Genomic DNA, 19,571 nt, shown 5'->3' on the forward strand with positions numbered 1-19,571 from the left:
CCTATTTTTTACCGTAGCCTCCACCACCAGGTGTCTCGATAATAAATACATCACCTGGATTCATTTCAATTTGCGCACAACCATCCAACTCAAGGATTGAACCATCGGCTCGTTCTACCCAATTGTGGCCAAGTTTACCCGGCTCTCCGCCTTGCAAGCCATAAGGAGGTATTTTGCGATGACTCGAGATAATATTGGCCATCATCGGTTCTAAAAAACGAATACGTCTTATCACTCCATCACCACCCCGATATTTACCCTCACCTCCACTAGCTTGTCGAATAGCAAAGCGCTCCAAAATGACTGGAAAACGCCATTCCAAGATTTCCGGATCAGTAAGATAGGTGTTAGTCATGTGGGTATGGACTGCCGTAGCGCCGGCAAATCCTTGCCCGGCTCCTGCGCCACCACAAATGGTTTCATAATATTGATAATTACTATTGCCAAAGGTGAAGTTATTACAGCTCCCCTGGGAAGCAGCCACCACGCCTAAGGCCCCTAATAAAGTATCCACAATGCATTGGGAAGTTTCGACATTACCTGCCACGACTGCGGCTGGGTAATTGGGATTTAACAGACTATTCTTCGGGATAATGAGTTCAATAGGGACAAAACAACCCCCATTGAGGGGAATATTTTCAGCCACAAGGCAGCGTAATACATATAAAACTGCGGCTTTGCTAATGGCAGTTGGGGCATTAAAATTGCCAGGATGTTGACCGGCACTACCTGTAAAATCAAAGGTTGCACGGTGATTTTTTTTATCAACCGTCAATTTAACCTTAATTTCACTACCATCATCAAGAGAATAACTAAAATGACCATTGTCTAAACGTGCTAATAATTGTTTGACAGCAAAGCAAGCGTTCTCACGAACATAGCGCATATAAGACTGAATAACAGTTAAACCAAATTGCTCGACCAACTCCCATAAACCAGCTACACCACAAGCATTTGCAGCAATTTGTGCCTTTAAATCTTCTAAATTTTGTTGCGGATTACGTGCAGGATAAGGTGCATCCTGAAGCAATTTCAAAGTAGCCTTTTCACGAAATCGCCCACGAGCAACAATTTTGAAATTGTTGATTAAAACGCCTTCTTCATCAACCGTCTTACTTTCTGCAGGCAACGAGCCTGGCGTGATACCGCCAATATCTGCATGATGACCGCGAGCACCCACAAGAAATAACAACTGTTCTTGCTTGTCAAATACAGGGGTAACGACTGTAATATCAGGTAGATGAGTACCACCATTGTAGGGTGCATTCAGCATATAAACCTCATGCGGCCGTAGTTTGATTTTTAAAATCGCCTTCACCGTTTCACTCATGGAACCAAGATGAACGGGAATATGCGGCGCATTCGCAACAAGTTCCCCTTTGTCATCAAAAATAGCGCAGGAAAAATCTAAACGTTCTTTAATATTCACGGAACTCGCTGTATTTCTTAGTACTTCCCCCATTTGCTCGGCGATATTCATAAAACGATTATTAAACACTTCTAATAAGGCAGGATTGACCTCAGTCGCAGAGATTTTATTACGTGACAAGCTTTGATAACGAGTTAAAAGCAAATGACTTTTCTCGGTGACTGAAACTTGCCAACCTGGTTCAACAATGGTTGTCGAATTTTCTTCACTTATGATGGCGCAACCCTGAATGCAATCTCCGGAATGCAAGTCTTTGCGCAGGTAAACAGGCGCATCATAAAAGCAACCGTGAGTAAATAGTTTTACTTTTTGTTGAAAAGGAAGCTCGCCTTGTTTTCGTGGTTTGTGGGCTTCTTTTGTTTCAGCCAACTTTTCCGCTGCAGCACTCATTTCAATGGAAATGGATTCAACAATTAATGATTTTTTTGTAGAGCCAAAACCAAATTTTTGTTGGTGTTGCTTGACAAATTGTCGCTGCATTAAGTTCATTGCAGTAAATTCAACAATTAATACGGTATCTGAGCCTTGATAACGTAAATGAACTTGACGTTTAACGCTCTGTTTTTGTTGATTTAAATTTTGCTTGGCTAATTCTTTATATGCTTCTTGTTCAAGTTTGGCAAAATGTGGTGTTAATAAGCGTATAATTCCACGTTTCAGCGGTTTTTCGATAGCAAGCTCGCGGAGTACTGCTATTTCGGCGAGCCCCATCCCATAAGCAGATAGCACCCCAGCTAGAGGATGAATTAAGATAGTTGCGACACCTAAATGATCAGCAACAAGACAAGCATGCTGGCCAGCCGCACCGCCAAAGCAATTCAAAACATAGTCACGCACATCATAACCGCGCTGTACCGAAATTTTTTTTATGGCATTAGCCATGTTGTCAACAGCAATCAACAAATAATCTTCAGCCACCTGTTCCGCACTTTGTTGAGCCTTTGTTGCTTTATTAATTTTTTGAGTTAACTCACGAAATTTATCCTGTACTCCTTTTAGATCTAGCGTTTCATTGGCTGCAGGACCAAATACTTTAGGGAAAAAATTAGGCTGAATTTTTCCTAATAGCAGATTGCAATCAGTTATCGTCAGCGGTCCGCCACGGCGATAACAAACGGGCCCAGGATTCGCACCTGCGGAGTCTGGGCCTACTGTAAACCGTTGCCCATCAAAATGGAGAATCGATCCGCCACCGGCGGCAATGGTATGAATCAACATCATCGGTGTACGAATATGAATACCACTGAATTCACAACCAAAAGTGCGTTCATATTCACCAGCAAAATGAGATACGTCGGTAGAAGTACCGCCCATATCAAAGCCAATCACTTTATTGAATCCGGCGCTTTGAGAAGTTTTAATCATGCCAATGACTCCTCCAGCCGGTCCAGAAAAAATACTATCTTTTCCTTTAAAAACTCTTGAAGGAGCTAAACCCCCGTTGGATTGCATAAAAAATAAGGGAATTTTTCCTAGTGCATGCTGCAAATGATTGATATAGCGCTGAAGAACAGGAGACAGATAAGCATCAACAACCGTTGTATCACCTCGACTCACTAATTTCATCACCGGCGCTACTTCATGACTCACGGAAATTTGCGTAAAACCAATTTTATTCGCGATTTTTTTTAAGATTTTTTCATGCTGGTTATAGCGATATGCATGCATCAAGACAATCGCAATGGCACGATAACCCTGTTTAAATGCCCCTTGCATCGCTTGTTGTGCTGCTTTTTCATCCAGGGCTTGTAAGCGCTGACCTTGGGCGTCGACACGCTCTTTAATTTCAATGACATCCCTATAAAGAACGGAGGGTAATTGAATATTTAAAGCGAACAAATGAGGGCGATTTTGATAACCAATACGCAAACTATCAGCAAATCCCTGGGTAATCGCTAAAAGAACTTTCTCGCCTTTTCTTTCCAATAAAGCATTAGTGGCAACCGTTGTACCCATTTTAATAATGGCCACTTTATTGGCAGGAATTTTAGCCTGCTTAGCGAGGCTAAGAATAGTTCTTAGACCTTGTAAAACCGCGTCCTCATATTGCTCCTTATTCTCGGAGAGCAATTTATGACTATGAATACGACCCTGAGGATCCCTGGCGACGATATCTGTAAACGTACCACCCCTATCTACCCAAAACTCCCATTGTTCCTTTTTCATCCTGATAAGTTTCCATCACCTATACTTCAATTAGAATAGCTTAAAAATTATCCATTTGGGTATTCTGATGCGAAAACAATATGCGTCATCTTGATGTAATCTTGGGCATTTTAAGACAGTTCGAGACAGCGCTGCGCGCCTCCTTAGTGCGAACGGGATAAACAAACGTTTACACAATCCTAGCAACTGTCTTTTCAAATCAGCTGCTATGATTTTTTCTTCTTAAGATTCGCTTTTATCAAATTAATCAACCCGCCCTTTTTAAGCACTTCTTTTTGTCGCTCAGAAAGAGAATGCGTTACTTCAATCTCTTTTTTATTAATTTTAATTTTCAATTCATTATGATCTAATTGCTTGATTAGATGATCAATTTCAACCGTGTCATTTAATTGAATCGCGTCATAATCAGTAGGATTTTTAAACACTAAAGGAAGAACGCCAAAATTAATTAAATTCTGCCAGTGAATACGAGCAAAACTCTTGGCAATCACGACGCGCAAACCTAAATACCTTGGTGCTAAGGCTGCGTGCTCACGGCTTGATCCCTGACCATAGTTGTCGCCACCGATAATGACATGACCGGTTTTGTGTTTTTTTGCTCGTTCTGGATAATTTTCATCAATATGTGTGTAAGTAAATTCACTAATTTTGGGGATGTTAGAGCGATAAGGGAGTACTTTCGCTCCCGCTGGAGAAATTTCATCCGTTGAAATATTATCTCCGACTTTTAATAAAACAGGCAGTTTAAATTTTTCGGGTAAGGCATCAAGCTCAGGTAAAGAAACAATATTGGGTCCTTTAACTAACTTAACCTTTTTAGCTTCTTCTGAAGGCAAAGGCGATTCAAAACAGGCCTTATCCAAAATTCGCTGTTTTGGCAATTTAACTTTAGGGTAGGCGGTCTCTAATGCTCGAGGGTCAGTAATAACCCCAGTCAAAGCTGAAGCAGACGCTGTTTCAGGGCTGCAGAGAAAAACTTTATCATCTTTTGTTCCTGAGCGATCAGGGAAATTACGCGGAACAGTCCGCAAACTGTTTTTATCTGTCGCTGGAGCCTGTCCCATTCCGATACAACCATTGCAGCCCGCTTGATGTATACGTGCCCCAGAATGTATTAAGCTACCTAGATGGCCATCTCTCGCGAGTTCTTCAAGAATAGTTCGAGAACTAGGATTAATATCAAGCGAAACATTATTCTTTATGGTATGTCCTTTTACTATTTCGGCAGCAATGGCAAAATCGCGGTAACCAGGATTTGCTGATGATCCGATGTAAGCTTGATAAATTTCTTCGCCGGCAATCTCGGTCACAGGAACAACATTACCAGGGCTTGAGGGTTTTGCGATCAGCGGCACAAGGGTTGATAAATCGAGCTCCTCATCTTTATCATAAGTTGCGTCCTTATCCGCTTTTAATTCTACCCAGTCCACCTCCCGCCCCTGGCTTTGTAAAAATTCGCGGGTAATTTCATCAGACGGAAAAACTGTCGTTGTCGCCCCTAATTCTGCACCCATATTGGCAATGACATGGCGATCCATAGCAGTCAGATGTTTTAGGCCCTCACCATAATATTCAATCACATAACCAACCCCTCCTTTCACATCATGGCGACGTAACATTTCTAAAATAACATCTTTAGCACTGACCCAATCAGGTAATTTTCCTGTTAATTTAACCCCAAGTACTTTGGGCATTTTGATATAAAGGGGGTATCCGGCAATAGCCATAGCAACTTCCAATCCTCCTGAACCAATGGCGATCATTCCTAAGGATCCTCCGGCACAGGTATGGCTATCAGAGCCAGCAAGTGTTTTACCAGGTTTACCAAAATTTTGCATGTGAACTGCATGGCTAATCCCATTACCAGGACGACTAAAATAAATACCAAATCGTCTTGCAGCACTGGCTAGAAACAGATGATCATCGGGGTTTTTATTGTCTTCTTGAATTAAGTTATGGTCGACATATTGCACTGAAATTTCAGCTTTTGTACGCTCTAAACCCATAGCTTCTAGTTCAAGCATGACTAAAGTACCTGTTGCATCTTGGCAGAGTGTCTGGTCGATTTTTAGTGCGATTTCTTTGCCAGGCTCCATTTTGCCTTCGAGAAGATGTGCTTTGATGATCTTTTCAGTGACGTTCATTTGGCATCGTCCTTGTGATTTGCCTTATTGAATAACTATAGTATAGCTGGTTGATTTTAGGATTAATTCATAACTGGATGATTTTGGAGTGAATGGACTTTATATATTTTTAGTCTAAACAGTCTATTTAATATCGTGGGGATACTTCAGTTCGTGCTGAGGAAACGCGGTAAAGATTCGCCAAATTGAACCCGCTACACTTGACGCCTAGCCTCTAACACATTGGGGATCTGTTCTAATTTATTTAACAAGCGCGAAAGGCTATTTAAACCATCAATTTCTACGGTCAAAGTAATAAAAGCTGAATTATCTTGTTTGTTAATCTGTGTTTGTAATGCATAAACATGCGCTTTCTCGTTAGAAAGCAAGGAAGTCACATCTTTTAAGAGTCCAGCTCGATCGAAAGCTTTAATTAATACATCAACAACATAATGATCTCGGGTCGCAGATCCCCAACTGACTTGTAAAAACCGTCGTCGTTGCCTTTCATTTGCGTGAATAATATTCGGGCAATCCTGACGATGTACGGAAACGCCTCGCCCCAGGGTGATATAACCAACCACAGGATCACCAGGTACAGGTTGGCAGCAACGAGCCATATGAGTTAAGAGATTACCTACTCCTTCGATACGCAAATCCCCACCCCGAACTTCGGGTTTTGCTTGTGGTTTTACCAGATTTTGAATCACTGGAGTATCGACCTCTGCAGGCGATAAGCGGTTAAGAATTTGCCCTAGTTTGATATCACCGCGTCCTAAAGCCGCGAGTAAATCATCCAAGCGTTTAAAATTGAAAGAAGAAACTACGTCATGCAAATGATCGGTCTTAATACCCAAGGCTTTTAGTTCTTTATCAAGAATTTCATGGCCTTCGGCTTTATTTTTGTCATAATCCTGCATCTTAAACCAATGCAAAACTTTTGCTTTTGCACGAGAGGTTTTCAAATAATTGAGATGCGGATTTATCCAATCTCTAGAAGGACGCTCATCTTTACCAGTCAGCACTTCAACCCGATCACCGGTTTGCAAAGCATAAGTTAAAGGAACGATAGAACCATTCACTTTTGCCCCTCTGCATCGATGTCCAATTTGACTATGTACATGATAAGCAAAATCCAAGGGGGTAACGCCTTGCGGGAGATCGAGAACATCCCCATCAGGGGTAAATACATAAACCCTATCTTCGAGAAACTCAGTTTCAATGGCTTCAGACACCCCTCTCGAAGTAGCCATTTCTCTATGCCAAGCTAATACATCGCGTAGCCATTCAATTTTACGTTCATGACTTTCCTTTTCTGGCCCGCCACCCTCTTTATATTTCCAATGTGCAGCAACGCCCATTTCTGCTAAATCATGCATCTGAAAAGTACGAATCTGTACTTCAAAAACACGGTTTTCAGGGCCTTCAACCGCAGTATGCAGAGATTGATAACCATTCGGTTTGGGATGAGTAATATAGTCATCAAATTCAATAGGAACTTGTTTCCATAAAGAATGGACCATGCCAAGCACTTCGTAGCATTGTTCTTTTGTTTCGACGAGAACACGCACGGCAGTCGCATCGTAGATTTCATCTAAAGAAACGTTCTTGCGTTTCATTTTGCGATAAATGCTGTGTATATGCTTTGAGCGCCCATAAACTGCAAAATGATGAGCACCAGTCGCTTTAATTTGATCGTTTAACTCAGCAACAATAAGATCAACATAACGATCGCGTTCCAAGCGCTTCGCTTTTAAGCCCTTCGCGATCGACTTATATTCCTCAGGATGTAAATGGCGAAAAGCTAAATCTTCCATTTCCCATTTGATAGCCCCAATCCCTAAACGATTTGCTAAAGGCGCATAAATCTCCATCGCTTCAGTCGCAATTTGTTTGCGCATTTCTTCTGGAAGCTGCGAAGATGTTCGTAAAATACAAAGGCGCTCTGCTAATTTAATTAGCACCACTCGCACATCATCGACCATGGCGAGTAGCATTTTACGAATATTATCGATCTGATGTTTGTTTTGTGGGTATTTGCTTAGTGCTTGCAAATTTTGCATAGCACTCATTTTTTCAATGCCTTTTACTAGTTTGGCAATGTTAGAACCGAGTTGTTCCTCGACATCATCTAGTGACAAATCGTCGTAATGAACGTTTTCAAAAATAATGGCTGCTGTAAGCGTTTCTTGGTCGACTTCTAAATCAGCCAAAATATCTGCCATGGCCAAGCCTTGCTGTAGACAGGATATCCCCGTTTCAGTGGCATGATCATGGCCTGCTAATTGGCTTAAAGTACAGGCACTGCGAATTAAATCTAAGTCTTGGAAATACCCTTTAGAGCCTAATTGATGGAGCCATTGTTCAACATCTATGCCACCGTCAGTTAGCCAGGGAGTATCTTCTTTAACTTTAACCATTTACTGTGCATCCTTTTTCAAATAAGGCAATGGCTTCCACATGAGCAGTATGTGGAAACATGTCCATAACGCCAACTGCTTTTAACCGGTATCCTTTGTGGTTAACTAAAATATCACTATCTCTTGCCAAGGTTGCTGGATTACAAGAAACATAAACAAGTCGTTGCGGATTGATTTTATCGATTTGCTTTACAATTTCTAAGGCTCCAGATCGTGGTGGATCAATTAAAAGTTTAGTAAATTGCTGCTTAAATAGTGCTGATAAGGCATTAATTTGTTCTAAATCGGCGCAAAAAAACTCAGTATTCGTTAAATTATTTAATTCTGCGTTCATTTTAGCCCGTGAAACCATAGTATCACTGCCCTCAACTCCAATTAACTTAGCACAATGCTTAGCGAGTGGTAGAGAAAAATTTCCTAGTCCACAAAATAAATCCAAGACCACGTCTTCTTCAGTTAAAGCCATTAATTCCAGTGCCCGAGCAACCATTAAACGATTGAGGCCGGCATTCACCTGAGTAAAATCGGTGGGATGAAATTGGAAATGTACGCCTTCATCCGGCAACGCATAACTGAGAAATGCCTGGCCATCTTCAGGATAAAATAAACTGACCGTATTAACCCCGCCGGGTTGAAGAAATAATCGAAATTTGGATTCACGGCCAAAATGGCGAAACTTTTCTTCATCGTTAGCGCTAAGAGGTTTTAAATTACGAAAAATTAAAGCGATCTCTTCATCCCCTGCTGCCACTTCCACTTGGGCAATGATCTGAGGATCATCAAGTGAATTGATTAATTCGCGTAAGTTAACGATTTGCTGATCAATTTCTGCGTTTAATACCGGACATTGATTAATTTCTGTAATAAAACGCGGATTATTTTTTTCTCTAAATCCCACTAAAACCGTTTGTTTTTTTTCAACATAGCGGGCACTAAGACGTGCTTTATTACGATAATTCCAATGATCGCTGGTTAAGGGGGCAAGAATTGTTTCAGGTTCACAATGACCAATACGTTGCAATAAATCAAGCAGCAAGGCTTGTTTTTCATGGACCTGAGCTTCTTCGTTCAGATGCTGCAATGAGCAACCGCCGCAGAGATTATAATGCGGACAACGTGGTTCTACCCGTGTAGAGGAAGCAGCAGTAATCGATACTAGCTTCCCTTCATCAAAGTCGCTTTTCATGCGCGTGTATTGAAAGGAAACCTGCTCTCCAGGAAGCGCGCCTTGAATAAAAGTAGTTTTACCATCAACACGAGCGATGCCTCGACCATCATGACTAAACTTCTCAATCTCTGCGGTCTGAATTGTTAACGGTAAGCGTTGGCGTCTTTTACTCATTATTTAGTCTCTTAATCAATATGAAATAAATCCGGCTAAATATTGTGATAGCTACTAGAAAATATTAAGAATTTTACAGTGCGCAAGGATACCATAGGCAATTGCTTCCTGTCATGTCGTAAAGTCAGAGCCAAAAGATTCTACAATATAAATAGTAGGGTAAAAAAGCTGACGTTTATGACTATTGCGCTTATATCTCATTCAGATTGTTTATTACATAACATGGGGCCACTGCATCCTGAGCAGCCAGCGCGTGTGCAAGTTATTGGAGAGCAGTTAAAACAAAGTGGTTTGTCGCCAATTTTAAAAAATTACCAGGCGCCTTTAGTAAAAGAAAGCCATTTATTGGCCGTACACTCTAAAGATCATATTAACAATATATTTCATGCCTCCCCTGAACAAGGTTTAATAGCCTATGCCCCGGATGTTTACATGAACCCCTACTCTTTAGCTGCAGCCCTGCGTGCAGCTGGCTCAGCTATTTTGGGCGTTGATTTAGTACTCAATCAAGAAGTAAACCAAGCTTTCTGCAATGTGCGCCCACCAGGACATCATGCTGAATGGGAAAACGCTATGGGATTTTGCTTTTTTAATAATGTCGCAATAGCAGTGTCTTATGCCCTAGAGCACTATCAACTTAAACGCATTGCTATTGTTGATTTTGATGTCCACCATGGCAATGGCATAGAAGATATTTTTCGCGATGATCGGCGCGTTTTATATTGCTCTTCTTTTCAACATCCTTTTTATCCTTTTAGCGGTGCAAATACCAAAAGTACTCATATTATTAATATTCCTCTTCCTGCCGGCACGGGGAGTGAGCTGTTTCAACAAAGAACTGCGGAATTTTGGTTTGATAAAATAAAAGAATTTAAACCGGAATTGATATTTTTTTCCGCAGGATTCGACGCCTATGTTGACGATGAAATGGCTAATTTATTACTCACAGAAAATGATTATTTGTGGATTACTGAAAATATTAAAGAAATTGCTGAGGAAAGCTGTCATGGACGTATTGTTTCCGTTTTAGAAGGCGGCTATTCATTACATGGTTTAAAATCTTGCGTTATTGCACATATTCAAGGTTTGAATAATGGACAAAACCAAGCAAACCGCACTTAAATTTGTCATTTTATTAAGTACCGTCAGTCTGTTTGCTGATATGACTTATGAAGGAGCACGTAGTATTACAGGCCCTTATTTAGCTTTATTAGGTGCTAATGCGGCAGTTGTGGGATTTGTCGCAGGTTTTGGAGAGTTTGTCGGCTATTCATTACGTATTGTTTCAGGCTACTTAGCTGATCGTAGAGGTCAATACTGGGCTATCACTATAGTAGGTTATATTCTCAATTTATTAGCTGTCCCTTTATTAGCATTGGCAGGTTATTGGCCAATAGCAGCTACTTTGATGATTGTTGAGCGAATTGGCAAAGCAATACGTGTCCCGCCACGCGATGCCATGCTCTCTCATGCCGGCCAAAAACTAGGGATGGGATGGGTTTTTGGACTCCATGAAGCCATTGATCAAATAGGCGGCATGCTGGGGCCCTTAATTGTTGCCACAGTACTGTATTTCCAACAAGGGTATCAAGAAAGTTTCGCGCTGTTGTTAATCCCAGCATTAATCGCTCTAACCCTACTAATATTCGCGCGTTCGCAATACCCACATCCGCAGGCCTTAGAAATCAAGCGTGATCAGCTCGAGCCCAAGGGCATGGATTCCTCATTTTGGCTTTATTTGCTCGCTGCAGCCTTCATTGCGGCAGGATTTGCAGACTTTCCTCTGGTCGCTTACCATTTTCAAAAAACCAACCTTCTTTCACCGCTGTGGATCCCAATATCTTATGCGTTTGCAATGGGGCTTAATTCAATCTCCGCACCCGTTTTCGGGCTTTTTTATGATAGAAAAGGGTTTATCATTTTAATCCTGGCAACCGCTATCTCAGCGCTTTTTGCACCACTGGTATTTTTAGGTAATGCAGCAATGGCTTTTGTAGGTATTGCATTATGGAGCATCGGTGTTAGCGCTCATGAAACCTTAATGCGCGCGATTGTTGCCAATATGATTCCCAAGGAGAAACGTAGTTCTGCCTATGGCCTTTTTAATACTGGCTATGGTATCAGTTGGTTTCTGGGCAGTTACTTGATGGGAATACTTTATGATATTTCGATTAATCTGCTGGTTGTTTTTTCAATTATTATCCAATTGTCAGCCTTGCCAATATTATGGTTAGTAATGAACAAAATGAAGTCATCGCGCTAGCATTGATTGTTATTTTAATTTCGTGTTAGACATAGGCATTAATCTAACAAACATATGGATTGTGTCTATGGTTGAGCCAACCCCTACAAATGTCGAGATTCATCACGACCCTGCAGCATTCACTCTAAAATGGATTCTTTTGTTCACTGCAATTGCCTGTTTTCTTGCACTTGCCTGGGGAACTCACAAAACCTATCAATTAGCGCCACCACTGCCAGACCAATTCATCACTTCCGATGGAATAATAGTGATGACCGAAGCGGATATCTTTGCCGGTAAAGCAGGATTTCAGCGTGCTGACTTGATGGATTATGGTAGCCTTTATGGCATGGGATCTTATTTCGGTGAGGATTATACTGCTAAATATCTGGTTCGCTTAGGTCGCTTAGTTGAAGACAATATGAGTCAACAACAGTTTAGCAAACCCTTTACCCAGCTCACTGAAGAACAGCAATATACGATTCGTAAAAACATGCAGCAAAGCTTGCAACAGTTGGATTTAAGTCATTCTCAAGCTATCGTCCCCATGCCTGTGGCACAAGCGATTCAACAACTACAAACTGAAATTTCTACCTCACTACTCAACCATGATGTTAAGCGAGGATGGACTAAAGCATATAGCTTAGATTCACAAACTGCACTACAAACAGCCGATTTTCTCATCTATTCAGCTTTAACCACCATTGCACATCGCCCTGGACAAAATTTTTCTTACACCAACAATTGGCCTTATGAACCAACCATGGGTAATACTCCTACCGCGGGTACTTTTTATTGGACTTGGATTTCTTATTGTTTTGTATTCTTAGGTTTTGGCGCCGTATTGTATATTTATCAACGCTATTTAAGTTCCTCTGAAGAAGAGGTCCACAGAACGCCAACGCTTTTAGGTTTTGCGCCCCTAACTCCAAGCCAACAGAGAGTAGGCCTTTATTTTATCGTTGTAGTGCTAGTGCTCCTAGCTCAAATCGGTGCTGGTGCCATTCTGGCGCATTATTACACAGAACGGACAAGTTTTTATGGTATCAAAATTGGCGCATTTTTACCTTTTAACTTTTTGCGCGATGTGCATATTCAGACGCCGCTTATTTGGATTGCTTTATCCTGGATAGCCTCAGGTATCTTCTTGATGCCGATTATCAGCAAGCAAGAGGCTAAGGGACAGGCCTTTCTCGTCAGCCTATTATTTGCAGCTACTCTTTTGATCATCGCTGGCACAATTTTAGGTAATTATTTAGGAATTATGGGCTTTCTCAACCAATCTTGGTTTTGGCTGGGTAACCAAGGACTTTCCTATCTGCAGATTGGCCGCTTATGGCAAATTCTTTTTGGCATCGGACTCTTTTTATGGTGTTTCATTATTTTTCGCGGTATGTGGCCAACCTGGGACAAATTTAAAAGTGCGACTTATCAATTCTGGACTGGTCGTATCCGCCTGGAACATCTTTTCTGGGCCAGTACAGCCAACGTTGCTGTTTTATATTGCTTTGGCATGATTCCCCTAACCGGTATTGAAAAATCATTCACCATTACTGATTTTTGGCGCTGGTGGGTGGTGCATTTATGGGTAGAGCAATCGTTTGAATTCTTCGCGGCTTGTGCGACAGCTTATCTACTGATGGGAACCGGGTTAATCTCTCGTACTTTGGCGGAACGCGCCATGTTGTTTGAAACCATCTTAGTATTCCTTGGCGGTGTCTTGGGTACAGGACATCATTGGTATTGGACAGGCACGCCTGATATGTGGATTCCACTGGGCACCATGTTCTCTTTCATCGAAGTATTGCCGCTGGTATTACTGATCATTGATGCCATCGAACATTATCGATTAATTTAAAAACAAGGAAAGTTTGATTACAACCTAAGCTTTTTATACATTTTAGGCGCCTCCTTCTGGAACTTCGTAGGAGCCGGTGTCTTTGGTGGTGGCACCTTGAATGCTCCTCTGATCAATTATTATGAGCATGCAACCTTTCTAACTTTAAACCATGCACATACTGCATTATTTGGAGCCTTTGGTTTGCTCGGTTTAGGTCTAGTTTATTTTTGCCTGCGCTATGCCGCCGGCGAACGTTATCCTTGGAGTGAGCGCGCAGGAATTTGGGCTTTTTGGTTATATAACTTCGGCCTCCTTTTATGGATTGTCCTAAACTTTTTCCCAATAGGTTGGGCGCAATTAATGGATGTCTACACTAATGGTTTGGCCCATGCCCGCAGTTTAGAGTTTTATAATCAAACGCTGCTTTGGCAGTGGTTAAGATTGCCTGGAGATGTTGTTTTTGCAGCTGGTGCCTTGCTGATGGGCTACGATTTTATTAAAAAGTTAGCCCCGTTTTTTCCTGGTTGGGCAAAGCCCGCGTAAGGTTGCCAAAGTGACTTTTTCATATTTTATCAGGCTCCGTTCGGACTGACTCCTTCGAGAAGGATTCAGTCCGAACGGTTAATTGTTTAAGCTTGATACGGCTTAGTCTGACGGCCATGGGCCATGGCCCAAAGCGACCAAGTTGCACTCTAAAGCGCTTCAAAAATCGCAGCAGCGCCCATACCAGTTCCAATACACATGGTGACCATACCATAGCGCCCTTTTGTTCGGCGAAGCCCATGTAGCAAGGTTGCTGTGCGGATAGTACCCGTTGCCCCTAAAGGATGGCCTAAAGCAATTGCCCCACCTAAAGGATTTACCTTATCTCGTGGCAATCCTAATTCCTTAATAACCGCTAAGGACTGGGCAGCAAAAGCTTCATTAAGTTCTATCCAATCAAGCTGATCCAGCGTTATTCCCGCTTTTTTCAGCGCAATAGGAATAGCACTGATTGGTCCAATACCCATGATCTCTGGAGGGACACCCGCGATGGCAAAACTCAGTAAACGTCCCATTGGTTGTAAGTCATAGTCTTTGAGCGCTTGTTCAGACGCTAATAAAGCAATCCCTGCACCATCACTGGTTTGAGAGCTATTACCCGCAGTGACAGAACCTTTCAACGCAAACACTGGGCGCAAACGTGAGATGACTTCGTAGGAGGTATCTGCACGTGGGCCTTCGTCTTCAGAAATGATTCGTTTCTTATCGACTACTTCAGAGGTTTGTAAATTGGCATGACGCACCGTAATTTCAACAGGAGTAATTTCCGCTTTAAAATCTCCACGTTGCTGCGCAGCAACAGCACGTCGATGACTTTCTGCTGCAAACTCATCTTGTTGTTCACGTGTTATTTCCCATTGCTTTGCTACATTCTCAGCAGTGATACCCATTCCATAAGCAATGGCTACATGCTCATCAGTAAAAATTTCCGGGTTAGCAGTATATTTATTGCCGCCTAAAGGCACCATCGACATCGATTCAACACCACCCGCTAAAGCAAGTGACATATCGCCTTGGCGAATCGAGGCTGCTGCAGTTGCAATACTCTGAACACCAGAAGAACAAAAACGATTGATCGTCATCCCTGGCACTGATTGGGGTAAATCAGCACGCAACAAAGCAATACGCGCCACATTCATTCCCTGCTCTGCTTCAGGCATTGCGCAACCGATAACCACGTCACCAATTGCTTGCCAATCAACGGTTTGGTTACGATTTTTTAGTGTTCTAATAGTATGTGCCAATAAATCATCCGGCATTGTATTTTTAAATACCCCTCTTGGCGCTTTACCAACAGGAGTACGTAACACATCAACGACGTATACATTTGTCATAGCTAAAATCTCCTATCTTAATTGCGCAATGGTTTGCCAGTTTCTAAAAGATGGGCAATACGAGCTTGTGATAAGGGGTTTGCTGCCAGAGTCATAAATGCCTCTTTTTCTAAATGTAGCATCCATTTCTCATCAACCAACTCACCTTGATACACTTCACCACCACAAATCACTCTTGCTATCTGATTGGCAAGATAATAGTCATGTTGAGAAATAAACCCACCCTCAAGCCAGTTTACTAATCCGGCTTGTAAGCGCGCATGGCCTTCACGACCTGCCACTTTAAATCGAGTTTTTAATGGCGGTTGATAATTAGCTGCTTGCAAGGCTTCTACTTCAGCCAAAGCCGCGTACAACACTTCATCCGTATGCATTAGCCAAAAATCAGTAGCGCGCAAAAAACCAAACTGTTTCCCTTCAGCGGCCGATCCTGCGACAGCTGCAGTTGCAATATGCTGGAAATAAGGTTGAATGAAAGCCATTAAATCGGCATCTTGCGCTTTAGCTGCTGCACGAAGAGCCATTTCTTTGCAACCACCACCAGCCGGCAGAAGACCGACACCGATTTCGACCAAACCTGGATAAGCTTCGAAAGCAGCCACTACCGAATCACAATGCATCATTAATTCACAACCACCACCCAATGCACGACCACGAAGTGCCGCAACAACTGGAATCATGGAGTATTTTAAGCGCATAGCTACTCGTTGAAATTGGCTAATCATCTCATCCAATGCACTCATTCTTTTTGCTTGGATTAATTCAGCCACACCCCGTAAATCGGCTCCAGAACAGAAATTCGTTGGATCATTTTGATAAATAATGAGTCCTTTACATTCTTTTTCCGCTTTTTCGATGGCTTCCTGAAGACCGTCCAGCACCGCTTGTCCAACCGTATTTGCCTTCGATTTAAAATTAACGACAGCGACCTCGTCTTTGAGAAGCCACAAATGAACTCCTTCATTTTCAAAGAGAGTTGTTCTGGGATGATTGGCCTCTTTTAACACGCGGTCAGGGAAAAATTGGCGATGATAGACTGGTAACTGGCTGCGGGGCTTATATTCATTTTCTTGTGGTGAATAAGCGCCTTTATTACTGTAAAAACCCTCTATTTTATTCAACCAATCTGGTAACTGTGCTTCGCTTAAATTTTCCTTAGAGGCTAGCGCTTTTTTTATACTTTCTAGCATTTCTGAATACCCAGCAGTTTGCCAGGTTTCAAAAGGTCCCTGTTGCCAGCCAAATCCCCAGCGAATAGCTAAATCAACATCACGCGCATTGTTGGCAATGTCTTGTAAATGATAGGCGCAATAGTGAAAGAGATCACGGTAACAAGCGGTAATAAATTTGGCCTGCTTATCGTTAGAAGCCATCAATAATTGCATACGTTGAACAGGATCTGTGGTTTTCATAATCCCTTTCAACTCCTGACTAACCTCCCCTTTGGCTGGACGATAATTACCGGAATCAATATCAAACACCTCAATGATTTTACCATTTTTGCGGTAAATTCCTTGGCCCGATTTTTGTCCTAAATTCCCTTCTTTAATGAGTCCAAGCAACCATTTCGGCAATTTGAAACTATCATGCCAGGGATCCTTTTCTAACTGCTCATCCATAGTATGGACGACATGTTCCATGGTATCTAAACCAACAACATCCATTGTGCGGAATGTGGCCGATTTTGGTCGACCCAGCAAGGGACCTGTCAAAGCATCCACCTCATCCAAGCCTAATTTCATTTTTTCGGCATGATGTATCGTTACTAGTAACGAAAAAACACCTATACGATTGGCAATAAAATTAGGAGTATCTTTGGCGCGAACCACTCCTTTTCCAAGTCGGCTCGTTAACCAAGTTTCTAAATGATCCAACAAATGGGGTGCTGTAGAATCTGCGGGTATTAATTCAGCTAAATGCATATAGCGTGGTGGATTAAAGAAATGCACACCGCAGAAATGTTCGCGAAATGTTTCAGGTAATACCGTACTGAGCTGATTAACACTTAAGCCAGAAGTATTACTCACTAGAATGCAATGTTTGTTCAAATGAGGCGCAATACGACGATATAAATCTTCTTTCCAATCTAGACGTTCCGCAATCGCTTCGATGACTAAATCACAATCAGCCAAATCATTTAAATTTTGCTCATAGTTTTTGGCTTGTAAAAAACTAGCTGTTTGTGGGGTTCCTAAAGGCGCAGGTTTCAATTTATTGAGATTGGCAATAGCTTTTTCAACCAATGCACTAGGAGAACCCTCTTTAGACGCTAAATCAAACAATAAGGTTTCTATTCCTGCATTCACGCAGTGCGCTGCGATTTGTGCCCCCATAACACCAGCACCAAGAACAGCGACTTTTTTGATGTAAAATGGTTCCTGCATGATTCACGTCCTTTGTTTAAATATGGAATTTTAGAGATGAATTATCTAGAGTAATGCTATTATACCAGCGAAGCAACCGTGTTAGCGGTAAGGGCGTTTCAACATAGGTAGAACCTTGCCCCAACAGACGCCACTTGGATACCGCGAACAAGCCGCGGTAGGTAGGGACGAAAGTAGAGTTTGCAATAACGCCGGACAAGCCGGGGGTCGTAGAATCGCTTCGGTATTTAAGATAAATCAAAACGAATACCCTGAGCTAAGGGCAATGCATTACCCCAGTTAATAGTATTCGTTTGACGGCGCATATACGCTTTCCACGAATCCGAACCTGATTCGCGTCCGCCGCCTGTTTCTTTTTCACCACCAAAAGCACCACCAATTTCAGCACCTGAAGTACCAATATTAATGTTAGCAATGCCACAATCACTGCCTAAAGTACTCAGGAAATATTCGGCATTCTTTAGATCTTGAGTGAACATAGCTGAAGATAAGCCTTGAGGAACACCATTTTGCAAAACAATTGCTTCCTCTAGATTGCCATAAGCCATGACATACAAAATTGGTGCAAAGGTTTCTTCTTGCACAATTTCCCAATTATTTTTTACCTCAGTTACCAAAGTAGGCTGAACAAAATAACCAGGACGGTTTATCGGCTCACCTCCACAGACAACATGCCCGCCCGCTTCTTTAATTCGAGCAATGGCGTTTTTAAATTGATGTACTGCTTTCTCGTCAATCAATGGTCCCATTAAATTTTTAGTATCAAGCGGGTCGCCGATGGTGATTTGCTCATAAGCATGCTGCAAGCGCTTGATTACTTCAGGATACATAGATTCCTGCACAAATAATCGTCGTGTAGAGGTACAACGTTGACCTGCAGTTCCCACCGCACCAAACACGATGGCTGGAATTGCTAGATTTAAATCAGCCGATTTATCCAGAATAATCGCATTATTGCCACCCAACTCAAGAATAGTTTTGCCAAGTCTTGTTGCGACTTTCGCAGCAACTTGTTTGCCTACCGCTGTGGAACCCGTAAACGAGATTAAGGGGATGCGGCCATCATCGACCATGGCATTAGCAATGTCATGTGAGCTTGGAATAATAAGCGAAAAAATTTCAGGACAATTGTTTTTTTGTAATACTTTATTACAGATATGCTGCACAGCAATTGCACACAACGGTGTTTTCGCGGAAGGCTTCCATAGCGTTACATTGCCGCAGATCGCTGCAATAAACGCATTCCATGACCAAACAGCAACCGGAAAATTAAATGCTGAGATAACCCCAACAATTCCATAAGGGTGCCATTGTTCGTACATTCGGTGGTTAGGGCGTTCAGAATGCATGGTATTACCATAGAGCATGCGCGATTGACCTACGGCGAAATCAGCAATATCAATCATTTCTTGAACTTCACCATCCCCCTCTTGTTTTGATTTTCCCATCTCAAGCGAAACCAAACTACCTAAGAGATCTTTATTTTCCCGCAATGCATCTCCCATTTGACGAATAATTTCGCCACGCTGAGGAGCAGGTAGTTTTCGCCAGGCTAAAGCTGCTTTTTGCGCTCTTTCCATGATCTGTTGATAATCTTGCATAGAGCAAGTTGCTACTTCAGCAAGCTTTTCGCCATTTGCGGGGCTTATGGAAACCAGACGACTAGCACCGCTTTCACTATGCCAGCCATGACCACTAAAGGCGCCTGGATTAATTTCATGAATATTTAAACGTCTTAATAAATCCAT

General features: G+C 42.1%; 9 protein-coding genes and 1 pseudogene. 3 read left to right on the plus strand and 7 right to left on the minus strand.

What is annotated here, in order from left to right; translation table 11 throughout:
- Position 1 precedes the first annotated feature (1 nt).
- From Lnau_RS06690 to rlmD, 4 genes are all read right to left on the minus strand, one after another.
- Positions 2-3,595, minus strand: a complete 3,594-nt coding sequence (locus Lnau_RS06690) for a hydantoinase B/oxoprolinase family protein (protein ID WP_058504360.1) — start codon at positions 3,593-3,595, stop codon at positions 2-4.
- Between the two features lie 206 nt (positions 3,596-3,801).
- Positions 3,802-5,739, minus strand: a complete 1,938-nt coding sequence (locus Lnau_RS06695) for an aconitate hydratase (RefSeq protein ID WP_058504361.1) — start codon at positions 5,737-5,739, stop codon at positions 3,802-3,804.
- 194 nt (positions 5,740-5,933) lie between these two features.
- Positions 5,934-8,138, minus strand: coding sequence for a GTP diphosphokinase (gene relA / locus Lnau_RS06700; RefSeq protein WP_058504362.1), 2,205 nt, complete (start codon positions 8,136-8,138; stop codon positions 5,934-5,936).
- The gene (gene rlmD, locus Lnau_RS06705) at positions 8,131-9,480 is read right to left on the minus strand and encodes a 23S rRNA (uracil(1939)-C(5))-methyltransferase RlmD (protein ID WP_058504363.1); all 1,350 of its coding nucleotides are present in this window, start codon (positions 9,478-9,480) and stop codon (positions 8,131-8,133) included. The genes relA and rlmD overlap by 8 nt, the downstream gene beginning before the upstream one ends.
- Positions 9,481-9,657: 177 nt before the next feature.
- Here rlmD and Lnau_RS06710 point away from each other — a divergent pair, with 177 nt between their 5' ends.
- From Lnau_RS06710 to Lnau_RS06720, 3 genes and pseudogenes are all read left to right on the plus strand, one after another.
- The gene (locus Lnau_RS06710) at positions 9,658-10,602 is read left to right on the plus strand and encodes a histone deacetylase family protein (RefSeq protein WP_058504364.1); all 945 of its coding nucleotides are present in this window, start codon (positions 9,658-9,660) and stop codon (positions 10,600-10,602) included.
- A complete protein-coding gene (locus Lnau_RS06715; protein WP_058504365.1) occupies positions 10,574-11,743 on the plus strand; it encodes an MFS transporter in 1,170 nt (389 codons plus the stop codon). Before Lnau_RS06710 ends, Lnau_RS06715 begins: the two co-directional genes overlap by 29 nt.
- Positions 11,744-11,810: 67 nt before the next feature.
- Positions 11,811-14,105 (plus strand): annotated as a pseudogene (locus Lnau_RS06720) (nitric-oxide reductase large subunit).
- A gap of 149 nt (positions 14,106-14,254) precedes the next feature.
- On the opposite strand, the gene Lnau_RS06725 reads toward Lnau_RS06720, so the two are convergent.
- The 3 genes from Lnau_RS06725 to amaB form a co-directional block, all read right to left on the minus strand.
- The gene (locus Lnau_RS06725) at positions 14,255-15,439 is read right to left on the minus strand and encodes an acetyl-CoA C-acyltransferase (RefSeq protein WP_058504366.1); all 1,185 of its coding nucleotides are present in this window, start codon (positions 15,437-15,439) and stop codon (positions 14,255-14,257) included.
- 17 nt (positions 15,440-15,456) lie between these two features.
- Positions 15,457-17,823 carry a 3-hydroxyacyl-CoA dehydrogenase/enoyl-CoA hydratase family protein gene (locus Lnau_RS06730; RefSeq protein WP_058504367.1) on the minus strand — a complete coding sequence of 789 codons (2,367 nt, stop codon included), beginning with the start codon at positions 17,821-17,823 and terminating at the stop codon, positions 15,457-15,459.
- A 227-nt stretch (positions 17,824-18,050) separates the two neighbouring features.
- Positions 18,051-19,571 (minus strand): L-piperidine-6-carboxylate dehydrogenase, encoded by a 1,521-nt coding sequence (gene amaB, locus Lnau_RS06735; protein WP_058504368.1) that lies wholly within the window; start codon positions 19,569-19,571, stop codon positions 18,051-18,053.

Origin of the sequence: Legionella nautarum (assembly GCF_001467895.1) — a bacterium.
GTDB classification, from domain to species: Bacteria; Pseudomonadota; Gammaproteobacteria; order Legionellales; family Legionellaceae; genus Tatlockia; species Tatlockia nautarum.

What these genes read in the sequence shown, in the direction of transcription:
- Lnau_RS06690 (WP_058504360.1), bottom strand. Translation starts at nt 3,595, where the DNA reads ATGAAAAAGGAACAATGGGAGTTTTGGGTAGATAGGGGTGGTACGTTT.
- Lnau_RS06695 (WP_058504361.1), bottom strand. Translation starts at nt 5,739, where the DNA reads ATGAACGTCACTGAAAAGATCATCAAAGCACATCTTCTCGAAGGCAAA.
- relA (WP_058504362.1), bottom strand. Translation starts at nt 8,138, where the DNA reads ATGGTTAAAGTTAAAGAAGATACTCCCTGGCTAACTGACGGTGGCATA.
- rlmD (WP_058504363.1), bottom strand. Translation starts at nt 9,480, where the DNA reads ATGAGTAAAAGACGCCAACGCTTACCGTTAACAATTCAGACCGCAGAG.
- Lnau_RS06710 (WP_058504364.1), top strand. Translation starts at nt 9,658, where the DNA reads ATGACTATTGCGCTTATATCTCATTCAGATTGTTTATTACATAACATG.
- Lnau_RS06715 (WP_058504365.1), top strand. Translation starts at nt 10,574, where the DNA reads ATGGACAAAACCAAGCAAACCGCACTTAAATTTGTCATTTTATTAAGT.
- Lnau_RS06725 (WP_058504366.1), bottom strand. Translation starts at nt 15,439, where the DNA reads ATGACAAATGTATACGTCGTTGATGTGTTACGTACTCCTGTTGGTAAA.
- Lnau_RS06730 (WP_058504367.1), bottom strand. Translation starts at nt 17,823, where the DNA reads ATGCAGGAACCATTTTACATCAAAAAAGTCGCTGTTCTTGGTGCTGGT.
- amaB (WP_058504368.1), bottom strand. Translation starts at nt 19,571, where the DNA reads ATGGATTTATTAAGACGTTTAAATATTCATGAAATTAATCCAGGCGCC.